The organism is Acetomicrobium flavidum, from assembly GCF_900129645.1.
GTDB classification, from domain to species: domain Bacteria; phylum Synergistota; class Synergistia; order Synergistales; family Acetomicrobiaceae; genus Acetomicrobium; species Acetomicrobium flavidum.
The window spans coordinates 1,745,117-1,761,834 of the sequence record NZ_FSQZ01000001.1; the positions used below are offsets into that span (position 1 = coordinate 1,745,117).

General features: G+C 48.7%; 17 protein-coding genes, 1 tRNA gene and 1 other RNA gene. 17 read left to right on the forward strand and 2 right to left on the reverse strand.

The features are described from left to right. The first annotated feature begins 31 nt into the window (after positions 1-31). Positions 32-125 (forward strand) — tRNA-Ser (locus tag BUQ78_RS08645). 31 nt (positions 126-156) lie between these two features. Continuing rightward, positions 157-256, forward strand: an RNA gene (gene ffs / locus BUQ78_RS08650) — signal recognition particle sRNA small type. A 56-nt stretch (positions 257-312) separates the two neighbouring features. Here ffs and BUQ78_RS08655 read toward each other — a convergent pair. Then, complete coding sequence (locus BUQ78_RS08655) at positions 313-624, reverse strand: metal-sensitive transcriptional regulator (RefSeq protein ID WP_014807256.1); 312 nt, start codon at positions 622-624, stop codon at positions 313-315. A 208-nt stretch (positions 625-832) separates the two neighbouring features. Here BUQ78_RS08655 and rpsB point away from each other — a divergent pair, with 208 nt between their 5' ends. From rpsB to arcC, 5 genes are all read left to right on the forward strand, one after another. Continuing rightward, a complete protein-coding gene (gene rpsB, locus BUQ78_RS08660; protein WP_074199930.1) occupies positions 833-1,684 on the forward strand; it encodes a 30S ribosomal protein S2 in 852 nt (283 codons plus the stop codon). Positions 1,685-1,687: 3 nt separating this feature from the next. Beyond that, entirely contained in the window at positions 1,688-2,281 is a 594-nt protein-coding gene (gene tsf, locus BUQ78_RS08665) for a translation elongation factor Ts (RefSeq protein WP_014807254.1), read from the forward strand. A 79-nt stretch (positions 2,282-2,360) separates the two neighbouring features. Further along, a complete protein-coding gene (gene pyrH / locus BUQ78_RS08670) occupies positions 2,361-3,116 on the forward strand; it encodes a UMP kinase (RefSeq protein ID WP_014807253.1) in 756 nt (251 codons plus the stop codon). Further along, positions 3,103-3,666: a ribosome recycling factor gene (frr, locus tag BUQ78_RS08675; protein ID WP_014807252.1), complete on the forward strand. Its 564-nt coding sequence runs from the start codon at positions 3,103-3,105 to the stop codon at positions 3,664-3,666. The genes pyrH and frr overlap by 14 nt, the downstream gene beginning before the upstream one ends. A gap of 184 nt (positions 3,667-3,850) precedes the next feature. Beyond that, complete coding sequence (gene arcC, locus BUQ78_RS08680) at positions 3,851-4,819, forward strand: carbamate kinase (protein WP_074199931.1); 969 nt, start codon at positions 3,851-3,853, stop codon at positions 4,817-4,819. A gap of 143 nt (positions 4,820-4,962) precedes the next feature. Here the strand turns inward: arcC and BUQ78_RS08685 are convergent, their stop codons facing one another. Then, positions 4,963-6,156: a pyridoxal phosphate-dependent aminotransferase gene (locus tag BUQ78_RS08685; protein ID WP_074199932.1), complete on the reverse strand. Its 1,194-nt coding sequence runs from the start codon at positions 6,154-6,156 to the stop codon at positions 4,963-4,965. A 171-nt stretch (positions 6,157-6,327) separates the two neighbouring features. On the opposite strand from BUQ78_RS08685, the gene hpf reads away from it, so the two are divergent. From hpf to BUQ78_RS08735, 10 genes are all read left to right on the forward strand, one after another. Next, positions 6,328-6,864 carry a ribosome hibernation-promoting factor, HPF/YfiA family gene (gene hpf / locus BUQ78_RS08690; protein ID WP_074199933.1) on the forward strand — a complete coding sequence of 179 codons (537 nt, stop codon included), beginning with the start codon at positions 6,328-6,330 and terminating at the stop codon, positions 6,862-6,864. 97 nt (positions 6,865-6,961) lie between these two features. After that, positions 6,962-7,330 carry a hydrogenase maturation nickel metallochaperone HypA gene (hypA, locus tag BUQ78_RS08695; RefSeq protein WP_074199934.1) on the forward strand — a complete coding sequence of 123 codons (369 nt, stop codon included), beginning with the start codon at positions 6,962-6,964 and terminating at the stop codon, positions 7,328-7,330. Beyond that, positions 7,308-7,967 carry a hydrogenase nickel incorporation protein HypB gene (hypB, locus tag BUQ78_RS08700; RefSeq protein ID WP_014807247.1) on the forward strand — a complete coding sequence of 220 codons (660 nt, stop codon included), beginning with the start codon at positions 7,308-7,310 and terminating at the stop codon, positions 7,965-7,967. The genes hypA and hypB overlap by 23 nt, the downstream gene beginning before the upstream one ends. 1 nt (position 7,968) lies before the next feature. Next, complete coding sequence (locus BUQ78_RS08705; protein ID WP_074199935.1) at positions 7,969-9,954, forward strand: ATP-dependent helicase; 1,986 nt, start codon at positions 7,969-7,971, stop codon at positions 9,952-9,954. Continuing rightward, complete coding sequence (gene coaE / locus BUQ78_RS08710) at positions 9,914-10,807, forward strand: dephospho-CoA kinase (RefSeq protein ID WP_074199936.1); 894 nt, start codon at positions 9,914-9,916, stop codon at positions 10,805-10,807. Before BUQ78_RS08705 ends, coaE begins: the two co-directional genes overlap by 41 nt. After that, entirely contained in the window at positions 10,804-13,434 is a 2,631-nt protein-coding gene (locus BUQ78_RS08715; protein ID WP_074199937.1) for a CBS domain-containing protein, read from the forward strand. Before coaE ends, BUQ78_RS08715 begins: the two co-directional genes overlap by 4 nt. A gap of 7 nt (positions 13,435-13,441) precedes the next feature. After that, a complete protein-coding gene (locus BUQ78_RS08720) occupies positions 13,442-14,044 on the forward strand; it encodes a site-2 protease family protein (RefSeq protein WP_014807243.1) in 603 nt (200 codons plus the stop codon). A gap of 35 nt (positions 14,045-14,079) precedes the next feature. After that, positions 14,080-14,859 (forward strand): 5'/3'-nucleotidase SurE, encoded by a 780-nt coding sequence (surE, locus tag BUQ78_RS08725; RefSeq protein ID WP_074199938.1) that lies wholly within the window; start codon positions 14,080-14,082, stop codon positions 14,857-14,859. Further along, positions 14,860-15,264, forward strand: a complete 405-nt coding sequence (locus BUQ78_RS08730) for an archease (RefSeq protein WP_014807241.1) — start codon at positions 14,860-14,862, stop codon at positions 15,262-15,264. 16 nt (positions 15,265-15,280) lie between these two features. Then, positions 15,281-16,708, forward strand: coding sequence for an RtcB family protein (locus BUQ78_RS08735; RefSeq protein ID WP_074199939.1), 1,428 nt, complete (start codon positions 15,281-15,283; stop codon positions 16,706-16,708). The last annotated feature ends 10 nt before the right edge of the window (positions 16,709-16,718 follow it).

Consider the following 16,718-nt stretch of genomic DNA (forward strand, 5'->3'; position numbering starts at 1 on the left):
TTGACGCGTAAGGGTGGTTAAATTTGCATGAGGAGAGGTGGCCGAGCGGTCGAAGGCGCTCGCCTGGAGAGCGAGTAAGCGGCTACAAAACCGCTTCGTGGGTTCAAATCCCACCCTCTCCGCCAATTTTTTGGGGTCAAGTTGCGGTCCTCTGTAGGCTCAGTTCCATGCGGCGATGTCCTGTGAAACCCGCCAGGCCCGGAAGGGAGCAACGGTAAGCAGTGTACATCGGGTGCCATGGAAAAGCTGGGTCGAAAGAGGGCCGCATTTTTATTTTCCAATAAACGAGGGCGTATTTTATTTGCGCTCATATCATTTCGTTGCCTGAGGTGCTGAATCTATGAGTGCGCTTATGAGTTTTTCCAGTTGCCCTATATTTTCTTCGGTATTGGTGTTCTCTCTTATGCATTTATAGAGGTTGTTTTTTACTATCTCCACGCACGCCTGTTGCATGGCGTTTCTTGCTGCCGTCAGCTGAGTCAGCACTTCCACGCAGGGTTTTTCCTCTATGATCATTCGCTGTATTCCCCTGAGTTGTCCTTCTATCCTCTTGAGCCTGTTCAGTACGGCCTTACGTTCGGCGGGTAATTCTTCTATATTATTTTCGGCGGGCCTTTTTGCCATTTATAATGCCTCCTTTATTAATGTGATACACTCTTAAAAAACCATTTTATTCACATTTTAACAATAATAACCTTGATGGTCAATTGGGTTATATGCTATACTTCCCATTGGCTTCTACAAAGCACACGGTTGGACGGCATCGGGGTGCCCTTTGGGTTCCGAAGCCGGATGATGGCCGTGGAAGAATAAAACCGTGGGAGGGATTAGCGTGTCTGTAGTTTCCATGAAGCAACTTTTGGAATGCGGAGTCCACTTTGGGCATCAGACTCGAAGATGGGATCCGAAGATGAAGCCCTATATCTTCGCGGAACGCAACGGTATCTACATAATTGACCTGCAGAAGACTGTTAGGGCCATAGAAAGGGCGTATGATTTCTTAAGGGAGGTTTCCAAGGGTGGGGGTACCGTGCTTTTCGTAGGCACTAAGCGCCAGGCCCAGGAGACCATCCAGGAGGAAGCCCAGCGCTGTGGACAATTCTATATCAACCAGAGATGGCTCGGTGGACTTTTAACCAATTTTTCCACCATCTCTAAAAGAGTACGTCGCATGATCGAACTTCAGGAGATGGAGGAAAAAGGGGAGTTTCTGAAGTACCCCAAAAAGGAAGCCATAAAGCTCCGCAAGGAAAAGGAAAGGCTTGAAAAATATCTGGGTGGCATTAGGGATATGAAGGACGTGCCAGATGCCCTGTTTGTGATCGATCCTCGGAGAGAATACATTGCCGTTGCTGAAGCCAGAAGGCTTTACATCCCGATAATTTCAGTCGTCGACACCAACTGTGATCCGACCCTGATCGATTACCCGATTCCCGGAAACGATGATGCGATAAGGGCTATAAAGTTGATAACTTCCCTAATGGCAGACGCCATCATCGAAGGTCGCCAGGGCGTCGACAGCGTTGCTGCTCCAAAGGCAGCTGTCGCCACAGCTTCCGGCGAAGAGGAAGAGCCTTCTGATGAGATAGAAGTGCGGGAGAAGCTGCACGAGGTTTACGGCGAATTCGAAGAAGAACTCGTCGAGGATGAACTTGAAGAGCGTAAAGGCTGGAAGGAGGAATAATCGATGTCCGTTGATACAGAGCTAGTAAAACAGTTACGTGAACGTACGGGTGCAGGTATCCTTGATTGTAAAAAAGCCTTGGAGGAATGCCAAGGCGACATAGAGAAGGCCATAGATTATCTGCGAGAGAAGGGCATTGCAAAGGCCGCCAAGAAGGCCGGAAGGGTTGCATCTGAGGGCCTGATATTCAGCTATATACATATGACTGGCAAAATCGGAACGCTTCTTGAGCTAAACTGCGAGACTGATTTCGTGGCCAGGACCAAGGAATTCCAGACCCTTGGCAAGGAGATAGCGATGCATATCGCTGCTGCTTCCCCTTATTATATTTCACCGGAAGATGTGCCTGCCGAGGATCTGGAGCGGGAAAAGGAGATATATCGCAAGCAAGCTTTGGAGGAAGGTAAGCCTCAGCACATAGTTGACAAGATAGCCGAAGGCCGCATTCAGAAGTTTTATGAGAGCACTTGTTTGCTCGAACAGGCTTGGATAAGGGATCCCGAGAAGAAGATCAAGGATCTCATCACCGAGGCTATCGCGAAATTGGGCGAAAACATAGTGGTAAGAAGGTTTGCCAGATTTGCCATAGGAGAATAGCTTAGTTTTTAAGAGGGGTTGGGTTTTTCCTGGCCCCTCTTTTATTTAATAAATATACGATATCGGAGGTAGACGTGCTTTGGAGGGCGACAAACTCAAGTATAAGCGCGTATTGCTTAAATTATCGGGCGAGGTATTGGCAGGCACCAGGACATTTGGCATCGATTTTGATGCCGTCTCAAAGATTTGCAGGGAAATACTCGAAGTTGCCCGACATGGAATTCAGATAGCCATGGTTGTAGGGGGAGGAAATATATTTCGCGGTGCTCAAGCCGTTAGCATGGGCATGGACAGGCCCCAGGCGGATTACATGGGAATGCTTGCCACCGTCATAAATGCCCTGGCGCTTCAGGATAACCTCGAGCGTCTAGGGTTGCCTACTCGTGTTCAAACGGCCGTCGTGATGCAGGAAATTGCCGAACCCTTTATAAGAAGACGAGCCTTAAGACACTTGGAAAAGGGGCGCGTGGTGATTTTTGCTGCCGGGACAGGTTCTCCCTATTTTTCTACGGACACCGCCGCTTCGCTTCGTGCCGCCGAGATAGGGGCAGATTGCTTGCTTAAGGCAACCAAGGTGGATGGCATTTACGATAAGGACCCAATGAAGTACGATGACGCAAGAAAGCTCAACTTTATCACGTATCTCGAGGCGCTGAGTAAACAGCTTAAGGTGATGGATGCCACGGCCTTTTCGCTTTGCATGGAGAATTCAATTCCGATTATAGTTTTTGATATACTTCAAGAGGGAAATTTAAAGAAGCTGCTGATAGATGGAGAACCGATCGGCACGCTAGTCTCATCAAAAAGGGGGAATGACGGCTATGGTTGTGGATAGAAAGATTTTGAAGGAAATGCAGGAGTCTATGAAGAGGGCCGTTGAACACTTTAGAGCCGAGATGGTAGGCATAAGGGCGGGAAGAGCCCATCCGGCGTTGGTGGAAAACATCAAGGTGGATTACTACGGAGTGCAGACCCCGATCAAACAGATGGGGACCATCTCTATCCCCGAACCGCGACAGATCTTGATATCCCTCTGGGACAAGACGGCCACAAAGGCAGTAGAAAAGGCCATACAGGCATCACAGCTTGGAGTTATGCCCCAAGTGGACGGCGAAAATATCAGAATCACGTTACCGGAGCTGACCAAGGAAAGAAGGGCGGAGCTGCTGCGGATAGTTAAAAAATACGCCGAGGATGCGAGGGTGGCAATACGCAACATAAGACGTGATGTCCTCGATGAATTGAGACGTCAGGAAAAGGAAGGCATCATTAGCGAGGACGAGTTTAAGCGCATCCAAGAGGAGATCCAGGATATAACCGATGAGCATATCGAAATGGTGAACAAGGTGCTCGAGGAAAAAGAGAAAGAAATTATGGAAGGATAACGGTTACGTACCTTTAGCGCGCTTTCTTAATTTAATTTTACCAAAAACCAATATGAGCAAGGATACCAAGGTGCTCATATTGGTTTATTTTTTTTAAATGACCAGTGGACAATTACTTGAAAGATAGTATAATGACCTTGTTCTATCGACTTTGAATAAAACCTGAGATAACGGAGGGTTTAGAATGGCTGAAAAGGTGGTAGTCGCCCTTGGCGGCAATGCGATACTTCAAAGCGGGCAAAAGGGAACCTTTGAAGAGCAGATGGAAAATGTTCATGCTACGGCAGTGCAGATAGTAAGGATGCTTGAGGCTGGTTATGAAGTGATCATCACGCACGGCAACGGCCCACAAGTGGGCGCTATCTTAATACAGAATGAAGCCGGCAGCAGCTTGGTGCCGTCCATGCCTATGGACGTGTGCGGGGCCGAAAGCCAGGGCATGATAGGATACATGTTTTGCCAGGCTTTAAGGAATTGTATGCGTGGCAAGAATTTGATCGGATGGGAGCCCTGTTGTGTAGTGACTCAAGTGGAAGTTGATCCGAATGATCCTGCCTTTCTCAAGCCCACAAAGCCTGTTGGTCCTTTCTATACGGCTGAAGAAGCCAAAAAAAGGATGAGCGAAAGGGATGAAGTTTGGATCGAGGATTCCGGTAGAGGGTGGCGCCGAGTAGTCCCCTCACCCGATCCCAAGCGCATAGTAGAGGGTCAGATAATAAAACACCTTTTTGACGAGAGATATTTGGTGATCGCCTGCGGTGGTGGCGGTATTCCCGTCGTCAGACAAAAAGATGGCACTTACCGGGGCGTGGAGGCCGTCATCGATAAGGACCTGGCAGGCGAAAGGCTTGCGCAGGAAGTTGGAGCTGACGTGTTCATGATATTGACGGATGTGCCTAAGGTTGCCATTAACTTCAGGAAGCCTGACGAGAAATGGCTTGACGTCGTTACGCCAGAGGAATTAAGGGCTTACGAGGCCGAAGGCCACTTTAAGGCCGGAAGCATGGGGCCAAAGGTAAAGGCAGCCTTGAGGTTCGTCGAAGGCGGCGGTAAAAGGGCTATCATAGCCAAACTTGACTCCGCCCTTGAGGCCCTGGAGGGTAAATCTGGAACACAGGTAGTTCCGGTTAAAGAAAAAACTTGTGTTATATAAAAAACAGGCTACGGTTAATTAAGAGCTTATAAGATATAAAACCGCGAGAAAGTGGATTTAAAGCTTCTCGCGGTTTTATATATATGCATTTGCTACAAGCAGGAGCTAAAAAGATCAAGCTATCGGCGTAGGTTGTAGAAGCGCTATTTTATCTCGCTTACCATTTCCTTGAAACGCCTTACTCCTTCCTCAATCTCTTCCATGGAGTTTGCGTAGGAGAACCTGACGAAACCCGGGGCCAGAAAAGCGCTTCCCGGTACTAAGGCTATGTATTTATTCTCCAAAGCCATCTCACAAAATTTGATATCGTCATCGATGGTTTTGCCTTCGTAGGTCTTCCCTAAGCAATTTCTTGTGTCGACAAACACGTAAAAGGCCCCCTTAGGTTCGACGAAGGAGATGTTCGGGACCTCTTTGAGGAGCGCAATCATCTTTTTACGCCTTTCGTCGAAGGCCTCATGCATCCTTTTAACATCTTCCTCAGCTCCCCTTAAGGCTCCAACAGCAGCCCACTGAGATATGGAAGACGCATTTGATGTCAGATGTCCCTGAAAATCTCCAACCTTAGACATGATTTCCTGAGGGCCAAGGGCATATCCTATTCTCCATCCCGTCATGGCGAAGGCCTTGCTGGCTCCGTTGATTATTATCGTACGATCGCGCAGTTCCGGCCTAATTGAAACGATGTTTATATGTTCCAAACCGTCGTAGACCAGCCTTTCGTATATCTCGTCATATATTATCCACAGGTCGTGTTTTATCGCCAGGTCTGCTATGACGTTTAAAGTTTCCTTAGGATATATGACGCCAACCGGATTGGAGGGTGTATTGATTATCATGCCACGGGTATGAGAGCTCAGCGAAGCCTCGATCAGCGAAGCGGTGGGCAAAAAACCTGATCGTGTGGTATCTATGATAACGGGCTTTCCGTCGCATAATTTAATCTGTTCCACGTAGCTCACCCATGCGGGTGCAAATATCATGACCTCGTCGCCGGGATCTACAAGACATCCAAGCGCCTCATATATGAGCGGCTTAGCGCCTGAACCTATGATGACCTCTTTTGAAAAGTTGTATTTAAGGCCAAAGCGCCTCTCGTAATATTTTGCTACTTCCTCTTTTAGCTCGGGTATTCCCGTTGCTGGTGTGTAGTGGGTTTCTCCTCGCTCCATTGCTTCCCTTGCCGCGTCTAAAGCTGCCCTCGGAGAAGTAAAATCGGGTTCGCCTGCGCCAAAGGATATCACTGGTTTTCCCTCGCGCTTCATCGCCTTGGCCTTTGCGCTGATCGCTAAGGTCGCAGATGGCTCCATGTTCATTGCCCTTGTCGATAACTTCATCGAAACATCCCTCCTGAAATCTCATGCTTTAAATTTATTATAGAGCATTAAAACGGACCACAACAGCTTAACAGGCATTCAGCGGCAAATTTAGCTTGTGGCTCGAGGAAAATACATATCCATGGTAAAATAATTGTACCATTGCACCGGAGACAACGGGAGGCGATATTGATGGATATCAGGTTCGTTACGCGTAATGTTGAGATATCGGACGCATCTAAGGGGTATATGGAGTCGAAGCTGTCAAAGCTGGAGAAGTTCTTCGATCGCATTCTCGACACTCAAGTAGTGGTGAGCTTCACGCGAGGAATGCACGTCGTCGAGATAACGTCTAACGTAAACGGAGTCATCATGAGAGGCGAGGATTACGCTCCCGATATCCGCAAGGCCTTTGACAAGGCGCTGAAGAATATTGAGCGCCAGATCAAGCGCCACAAGTCTTATTTGCAGGACAGGGTCCAGTTGAAGACCCACGATATTTCCTTCGGCATAGAGCCGATGGAAGTTTATCCGGAGCAGGAAGAGACGATAATCTTCGAGAGAAAAAAGAGAGTTCCCGTAAAATCCATGACTCCCGAGGAGGCTACGCTGCAGATGAACTTGCTGGGCCACGATTTCTTCGTCTTTAAGAATGCCGATACGGGATTGATAAACGTAGTATACAGGAGAAAAAACGGGGGTTATGGCCTGATCGAGCCCGAGGCATAAATTTTTACACTAAAACTGCTGGTTGAAGTTGAACTTTGCTAAGGGGGCGATCGGCCCCCTTAATTTTGGTATAAAATCGAATTAAGGTGTCCATGATATGCATGAAATGTCCATTGTAGAGGCATTGATGGAACAAATAATGAAAATGGCCGAAGAAGGAAAATGGGAGGCCGTAACTAGGGTGCGGCTAAAAGTTGGGGTTATGCGACAGATCGTACCCGACATACTTGAGTTTTGCTTTGAGGTTGCCTCTAAGGGAACGATAATGGACGGCGCTATACTCGATATAGAAGAGGTGCCTTTAAGCATAAAGTGCGATGAGTGCGGATATGAATGGGACGATAAGGAATTTTTGGGTTTGTGTCCAAAATGCAATTCAATAGACGTGAACGTCTTAAATGGAATGGAACTGGAGCTGACCAACCTGGAGGTGGAAATTAGAAATGCCGAAGCTTGTGGACGTTAGGAAGTCCGTCATGGCGGCGGACGAAGAGCACGCTTCTTTTATAAGAAGCCTGATGAGACAAAAAGGTATACTGATGATAAATATGATAGGTTCTCCCGGATCTGGCAAGACGACCTTACTCGAAAAGCTATTGCCACAGTTGGACCTTCGATGTGCCGTGATCGAAGGCGATGTAGCTACGTCCAGGGATGCCGAGCGGATAGCTGCCACCGGTACGCCCGTCGTTCAGATAAATACCCAGGGAGGCTGTCACTTAGAGGCTCATCTCGTAAGAAAAGCCCTCCGAGAGATACCCATTGACGACATAGATGTCCTATTTATAGAAAACGTCGGAAATTTGGTGTGTCCAGCTGAATTTGACTTGGGAGAATCGTTTAAGATGGCCATTTCAAGCGTGCCGGAGGGGGACGATAAGCCCCTGAAATATCCATCCCTCTTTCATAAGGCGAAGGCCGTATTGCTTACGAAGATTGACGTGCTGCCCTTCATAAAGTTCGATAAGTCGGCCTTTTGGAGTGACGTCGAAAAGCTCAATCCGAAGGCCGCCAGGTTTGAGCTCGCTGTTCTTGAGGGCAAAGGCTTAGATGAAGTTAGTGTCTCGATAAAGACGTGGTTGAGCGAGGTAAGGGGAAATTAAGTTGCGCGTTGAAGAGATTGTTTCTGGTCTGAATCCGAAGCAGAGGGAAGCCGTTTTATATACGAAAGGCCCTCTATTGGTCTTAGCTGGCGCAGGAAGCGGCAAGACAAGGGTGTTGACCTACAAATTTGCCTACTTGGTTGCCTCAGGGTTGGCACTTCCTTGGCAGATTTTGGCAGTCACCTTCACCAATAAAGCTGCCAAGGAGATGAAGGAAAGGGTTCAAAGTTTATTGGGTTCAAGCATCAAAAATTTGCAGATCTCGACGTTTCATTCATATGGAGTAGAGATGCTTTATCGTTACGCCAAGGAGGCCAACGAAGCGGGCATAAAAGTGCCTTTTACCGTCTTCGACAAGGGTGACGCTCAAAAGGTCATAGAAAAATTGATGAAGGACTTCAACATCGACAAAAAGCGCTTTGAGGTCTCCTTTATGGTCGATATGATCTCTAGGGCAAAGGCCAGCGCCGATCCGAAGACGCTTTCGCCGGGCTTTGGACTTGAGGCTAGGTGGAAGGAATTTTATGATGCATATAATGAAGAACTGAAGAAACAGGGAGCAGTTGATTTCGACGATTTGCTTCTTCTGCCGCTACATCTGCTTAGCGTAAATGAAAAGGTGATCTCCAAGGAGCGCGATCGCTTTAAGTGGGTGCTGGTAGATGAATATCAGGACGTAAATACTCCGCAGTACAGGTTGATACAGATGTTGGCCAAATCGGGCAACATAATGGTCGTAGGAGATCCTGACCAATCCATTTACGGCTGGCGCGGTGCGGACATGTCGATAATCATGAACTTCGAGCGCGATTTCCCAGGAGCCAGGGTCATCACTCTAGACCAAAATTACAGATCTACGGGCATGATATTGGATGCCGCGAACGCGGTGATCAAGCATAACATCGAAAGGAGACCTAAGGAGCTGTGGACCGCAAATCAACGCGGTACCCCTGTATCAGTCTACCTGGCGGGCAACGACCGTCAGGAGGCGCAATTTATCGCCGACGAGATTAGAAGGCTGTGTCAGTCGGGATATTCTTACGACGACATGGCCATCCTTTACAGGATAAACGCGATGAGCCGAAGCTACGAGCAGGATCTCATGACCCGGGGCATCCCCTATAAAATCGTGAGGGGCGTATCCTTCTACGAAAGAAGGGAAGTTAAGGACGTATTGTCCTACATGAGGTTGGCAGTCAACCCCTTAGACGGTGCCGCGCTCAACAGGATTGGAAACGTGCCGCCTCGCGGTTTGGGCCCAAAGAGCTTACAGGCATTGGGAAATTGGATCGCGAGTATATCCAGCAAATTCGAAAATCCCCTGGATCTCTGGCAATGGCTTGTCCAGGCAGAAGATCTGCCTCTTAAGGGAAAGGCGAAGGCGGGAGCTAAGGAAATTGCCGGCTACATGATCCAAATTTTGTCGCGCAGCGATGACGTAAGGGATGTCATTTCCTTTATAGTGGAAGAGACGGGTTACGGCACATATTTGAGAGAGGAATACCCTGACGATTGGGAATCCAGGATGGAAAACATATATGAGCTGCTTTCGGTCAACGCGGAAGGCGGTGATTTGGCCAAGTTTCTGTCCATGGTCACCCTTTATTCCGACGCCGATGTAGAAGATGGCGGTGGAAACAGGGTCAATTTGCTTACGCTTCATGCTGCCAAAGGGCTTGAGTTTCCCGTAGTCTTTTTGGTGGGGATGGAGGAGGGTATCTTTCCGCACGCAAGGGCAAAGATGGAGGAGTCGCAGCTTGAAGAGGAAAGAAGGCTGTGCTATGTGGGGATGACTCGCGCCATGGAAAAGCTGTACCTGACCGGTGCACAAAGAAGGATGTTATTCGGCAATGTGCAGTACAATGCCTTTTCAAGGTTTTTGGAAGAGATCCCCGATAGGTATAAGGTAGTTTACGATGCGAGCTTGGAAGAAGAGGTGCCTGCAGATGTTGGTCATAGGTCTAACAGGAGATATTGGAGCTGGTAAAAGCACTGTATGCAGTTTACTGCAACAGATGGGGGCCGTCGTTGTAGAGGCTGACAGGATAGTGAGGCAGATCTGGTTAAGGCCGGAGATAATAGAAGCAGCGCGCAAGCGCTGGGGAAACGACATCTTAGACAGCGAAGGCCGCATCGTTGCTAGCGAAGTTGCCTCTAAAGGATTTTGCAACGAGGCCGAATACAGGTGGATGTGTGACCTGATACATCCTCTGGTTATGGCGGAGATGGAAAGATCGTTGCTCGAAGGCGGTGAAGGTCTCAAGGTCTTTGAGATTCCATTGCTTTTCGAGGTCGGAAGGCCCGATTGGATAGATTTCGCGATCTACGTAACGGCACCCAAGGACGTTAGGGCAAGGAGAAATGCGATGCGAGGCCTTGACGAGGAAGCCATTGCCGCTAGGGAAAGATGGCTTTTGCCCGCAGAAGAGAAGAAAAAGATGTCCGATTGGGTCATAGAAAATGGCGGAGACCTAAAAGCGCTTCGAGAAGAGGTCGAAAGACTGGGTGAGCTTTTGCTAAAAATTGCCTACCCAATGCTGGTCTCCGTGACCTGCGGCAGTGAAAGTGAAGCCCAGGCCATAGCCAGAACATGTGTCGAAAAAAGGCTGGCCGCGTGCGTCAATATTGTTCCCGTAAGGAGCATCTACTCATGGCATGGAGACATAGAAGATGAGGGAGAATGGAAAGCCGAGCTAAAGACCCTTCGATGTAAGCTGTATCAGTTGAAAAAGGAGATATTAAGCAGACACAGCTATGACACTCCGGTCATACTTGCTCATTCCTTGACCTGGGTTAACCCAAAGGCGTTGTTGTGGCTTAGGGAGGTTTTGGATATTTGAAGGTAATTACTACTCATATCGGGGCCGACTTCGACTCTCTTGCCAGCATGGTTGCCGCCACTAAGCTGTATCCTGGGGCTGTCGCGTGTTTTTCAGGTTCGGCCTCAAGGAACGTTAGGGATTTTCTGAAACGATACCCGAGCAGATATAACGTGTTGACGCCACGCAAGGTTAAGATGGACGAAGTCACGACATTGATAGTCGTGGATACACGTTCTATTTCGCGCATAGGTCCCTTTGCCTCTCTTGTAGGCAAAAAGGACGTAGTTATTCACGTCTATGACCATCATCCGGGGACCGTGCTCGACGAACTGCCCGCTTCCTACAGCAGAATAGAGACGCTTGGGGCATGTACCACATTGCTCGTCGAGGTTATCCTCGAGAAAGGCATAGCCATTTCTCCACACGAAGCGACGCTATTTGCCATGGGCATATACGAGGATTCCGGAGCCCTTACCTTTGGGGGTACCTGCAGAAAGGATTACGAGACCATCGCAACATTGAAGGAATTGGGAGCGGACCTTACGCAGATTCCCATATTTGTCGAGCAATCACTCACTCCCGCGGAAAGGCAGCTCTTGAACGATCTCATAGACAATTCATGGGAGAGGTACATCAACGGAGCTAAAGTGGTGCTGTCGGCATTGAATGCAAGCCGATACGTTGAAGGTTTATCGCTTTTTGTACATCGCTTGCGCGATTACTTCGATGCGGACGTGGCTGTGGCCGCAGTTTCAATGGGTCAAAAGACTTACATCGTGGCAAGGAGCAGAGAAGAGATACTGAACGTGGCGGATTTTTTGGCATGGTGGGGTGGAGGCGGACACCCTCAGGCTGCAGCTGTAACGCTTGAACGTATAGATCCTTACGCTTTGATCAAGGATATTGAGAAAAAGCTGGCCCACGATATAAGACCACTGCTGACCGTATCAAGCGTCATGACAAGCCCCGTCATGGCCATAGCCCCAGAGCTTCAAGTTGACGAGGCCTATAAACTCATGATTCGTTATGGACATTCGGGGCTACCCATTGTCCAGGATGGCAACTTGATTGGCATCATAACCCGAAAAGATTTGGACAAGGCTCACCTTCACGGATTTGGAGGTGCCCAGGTGCGGGAGTTTATGACTGAGGGAGTCATTACAGTGCATCCCGATGCTTCGATCTCAGAAGCTCACAGATTGATGGTCTTTCACAACATAGGACGCCTGCCGGTCAAGGAAAATGGCTCACTCGTTGGCATCGTGACCAGGACCGATATGCTTAGGGCTCTTTATCCCATATCCATCCCCGTCGAGGAGAGATCCTTGGGGAGCGTACTGCCTTGGACGGAAGATGTATCGCAGCTTATGGCGCAAAGGCTTTCTCCGTGGATAACACAAACCCTCAGGCGTTTGGGCAGGAGAGCCGAGGAGATGTCTCTTAAGGCATACGTTGTCGGCGGTTTCGTCAGGGACTTGCTTTTGGGGAAGGAAAATCAAGACCTTGACATAGTGATCGAAGGTGACGCTTTAGCTTTCATCAAGTCATGGGAAACTGACGGTTGCAAGGTGGCCGTACATGAGCGCTACAAGACGGGTACGATAGTATTTCCGGGCGACAAGAAGGTTGACGTGGCCACGGCGAGGAGGGAGTTTTACGAGTATCCCGTTGCCCTTCCCAAAGTTGCGGGAGACAGTCTCAAGCATGACCTTTATAGGAGGGACTTCACCGTAAACTCAATGGCCATATCCATAAACAGGACGTCATGGGGTACTTTGATCGACTACTTTGGCGGACGACGTGACCTCCAAAGCAGACAACTGCGCGTTTTACACAATCTGAGCTTCGTGGAAGATCCTACCAGGGTATTGAGGGGGCTTCGTCTCAAACAAAGGCTTGGTTTTGAGTTCGAGGACAACACCTTCAGATTGATCAAAAGCGCCGTTAAAGGCGGATTGCTTGGACTTCTTTCCGGCACTCGGGTTAAAAACGAGCTAAAGTTAATCTTTATGGAAGAAAAAGTTTATCCAATAGTACTTGAGATGGTGCGTTTAAACATATTCGAGGCGTTATTTTCGGGGATCAAGGTCGACCGAAATTGCATCAGGATAGTTCGAAGGTTGTCGTTTTTTTTAAGGCGGCTTCGCTATGATCTGCCAGATATAGAAGAAGATGTTTGGCTTGCTTTTTTGGCAGCCGTAATTTTTTCGTCGGCCGATTGGGTGCAACACGCTACCTTGGATAAGCTTCATTTGTCCAAATCAAACAGGGAGATCGTAGAAAAGGCCTTGGATGATCTTGGCACAGCAGAAAACGCCATTGGCGGAAAGGGCATGAGAAGCTACGAGGAGATTTACCTGTTTTTGCGGGACGCTCCTTACGTGACTGCCCTTTTTTGGGCTGCCGCTACGCAGCAGTGGCGCGTAAGAAGGAGGATATTGCTTTATTTGACGAGGCTGCACAGGGTCAATCCTATACTAATGGGGAGGGATCTGGTAGAGTTAGGCTACCCGAAGGGTCCCTTGATCGGGAAAATACTGGAGGAATTGCTGCTGGCTCGTCTTAGAGGTGAAGTCGAGACGAGGGAGGACGAGATCAAGTGGGTAAAAAGCAATTACCCTCTTTATGTTTTGAAGAAAGGATAGGGATGTAATGGGATTTCCAAGTTGGGCAGATATACTACTGAGCTTGCCGGCCGTGCTTTGGGCTATTACATTTCATGAGTTTTGCCACGGTTACGTGGCTTACAAGCTGGGAGACGATACTCCCTTGAAATCAGGACGGCTTACGCTCAATCCACTTGCGCACCTGGATCCGATTGGGGCGTTGATGCTTTTGATATTCAGGTTCGGATGGGCAAAGCCCGTGCCGATTAGCACTAGAAATTTCAAGAACCCGCGGAGAGACCTTGTCTTGGTGTCCCTTGCAGGGGCAGCGGGCAACCTTATTACGGCCATAGTCTGTGCGCTAATTGTGAGGTTTTTTCCTTCCGTGTTCTTGACGAACTTCGCTCTTTCGAGGTTCGCGTTACTCATGATCATGATAAACGTTGGTTTGGCGGTATTTAACCTCATACCCATACCACCCCTGGACGGTTCCAGGATCCTTTATGTCATCTTGCCACCTAAGGCCATGAATGCATATTTTTTCTTGGAGCGGTACGGCATGTTGATAATACTCCTTTTGGTTTTGTTGGGAGTCATCCAGGTTATCATGACGCCTGTGATCATGGCCATATTTCAGATCATGCTATAATGAATGACAAGTTTTACAAGAGAGGTCTTTGGTAAATGAGGATATTGGTGACTAATGACGACGGCGTCCTTTCTCCCGGCATAATTACCTTGGCTACCTTCCTAAAGAAAGAAGGACATGAGGTGTTGGTCGTGGCTCCCGAAAGACAGCATAGCAGCGTAGGACACGCAATAACACTTCATCGTCCCTTGAGGCTATGGCAAGTCAGTAACGGGCCTTATCCGGTCGGGGTAACGGTCTATGCCTGTAACGGCACGCCTTCAGATAGCGTTGTCCTGGGCCTTGAGGAGTTAGATCCCTCCGTTGAACTGGTATGTTCCGGCATAAATATAGGTCCAAACTTAGGTGATGACCTAACCTATTCAGGGACGGTTTCGGCAGCAATGGAGGGAGTTGTGCTTGGACGTCCGTCGATAGCCTTTTCCTTGGACTGCGAAGATGAGACGAGCGCACACTTTGAAGCTGCAGGCGTCGTTGCGGCCAAGTTGGTGAGATGGATCGAGGGTCATCCGTTGGAGAAAGGGTTGCTTTTGAACGTAAACGTCCCAAACAAGGAGACGGGTATGCTAGCAGGTTTTAAAGTTACTAAGAAGGGCCTAAGGATATACGAGGGCAAAGTCACAAAGTTGCGGGACCCTCACGGAAGGGTGTTTTATTGGATAGCAGGAAAACCGACAGATCAGCTTATTGAGGGCACCGACGTCTGGGCGGTGGCCAATGGCTACGTATCGATAACGCCGGTACATTTGGATATGACCCATTATCCTTCTTTAAGAAAGTTAAAAAATGAAGGTTTAGAGGAAGTGAGGCTGTAAATGCCTTGGAAGGAATTACCGCATACGGCTGATGCCGGGTTGGAGATAGAGGCCGACTCGGCTGAAGGATTAGTCTTGGAGTCGGCGAAGGCGTTGTATTCCTTTATGTTTGGCGAATTTTCCGACTTAAAGCCCGACCAGGAAGATACCATAAAGATCGAATCTTTAGATTTGCTGGAGCTTTTCGTTTCCTGGCTTAATGAACTTCTTTATATATACGACGTCAGGGAAAGAATATTTTATCCGAGAGACGTGAGCATAGACCTGCAAGGCATGAGGTTAAGCGTCAATGGAAATTTGTGTATTCCACCTAAACCGGTCAGGGCCATAAAGGCTGTTACATACGGTAGTGCAGAGATAACGACCAAGCCGACGTGGAGGTTTCGGGTATATCTCGACCTTTGAGGGGGAGGAAAGTATCATGGCGTTAAAACAGTTGGACCACGTCAGATGGTTGCTGGACAAGGATTTCAAGGCCGGGATGAGAGTTACAGGGTTGATATATGGTGACTCGTATATAATCCAGAAATTGGAAAAGGAAGGCGCCTTGGAGCAGATCGCAAATGTTGCCTGCTTGCCTGGCATATTGAAACACAGCTATGCAATGCCCGATGTCCATTGGGGGTACGGTTTTCCCATAGGCGGGGTTGCTGCCTTTTCCATGGATGATGGAATCATTTCGCCTGGAGGAGTAGGCTACGACATATCTTGTGGCGTTAGGGTAATGCTCACCTTCCTGGATCAGGACGAGGTGAAACCCCATATCGATGAGCTTACTGCGGCTATATTCACCAAGGTTCCATGCGGCGTAGGCTCTAAGGGTGCCATAAAGATAGGGGAATCTGATTTGCTTGATGTGCTTGCAAACGGTGCCCTTTGGGCAGTAAAGAAAGGATATGGAACTAAGGAAGACCTAGAATGCATCGAAGAGAGTGGCAGGCTCCCGCACGCTAACGCCTCTTACGTCTCCAAAAAAGCGCTTGAAAGGGGCAAGCCTCAACTTGGGACGTTGGGAAGTGGCAATCATTTCCTTGAGATACAAGTGATAGATGAGATTTACGACGAAAACGTAGCAAGGCGATTTGGTCTAAACCTAGGACAAGTTACCGTGATGATACACTGTGGAAGCCGCGGGTTGGGCCATCAGGTGTGTGATGACTATATCAAGGTCATGCTTAGGGCCATGACCAAGTACGGCATAAAGGTTCCGGATCGGCAACTGTGTTGCGCACCATTGAAGTCGCAAGAAGCACGTGAATATCTTGGGGCTATGCAGGCAGCGGCAAATTACGCGCTGGCAAACAGGGAGATTATCGGCCATATGGTAAGGGATGTATTCTTGAGGTTTTTCCCAAAGGCTGAGTTGAAGCTCCTTTATGACGTCAGTCACAATATGGCCCATATAGAAAAACACGAGCTGGACGGAATAATTATGGACGTATGCGTCCACAGGAAGGGCGCCACAAGGGCGTTTCCTCCCGATCATCCGTCGTTGCCCGAAAAGTATCGCCCTGTAGGTCAGCCCGTGATAATACCCGGGAGCATGGGCACAGAAAGCTACATTCTCGTGGGTACCAAACGGGGCATGGAGGAATGTTTTGCCTCGACCTGTCATGGCGCAGGAAGGGTCTTGAGCAGAAAGGCTGCGATGAAGTCCGAGGATGCGGATACGGTTTTAAAACGGCTTGAACAAAAGGGCATAAAGGTCATGGCCGACCAAATGGGCACAATCAGGGAAGAAATACCTGAGGCCTATAAGGACGTCTCTCGCGTGGTGGATGTCGTGGAGAAAGCAGGAATTAGCAGAAAAGTCGCACGTTTGCGCCCGCTGGCCGTCATCAAGGGGTAAGCAAAGTTGC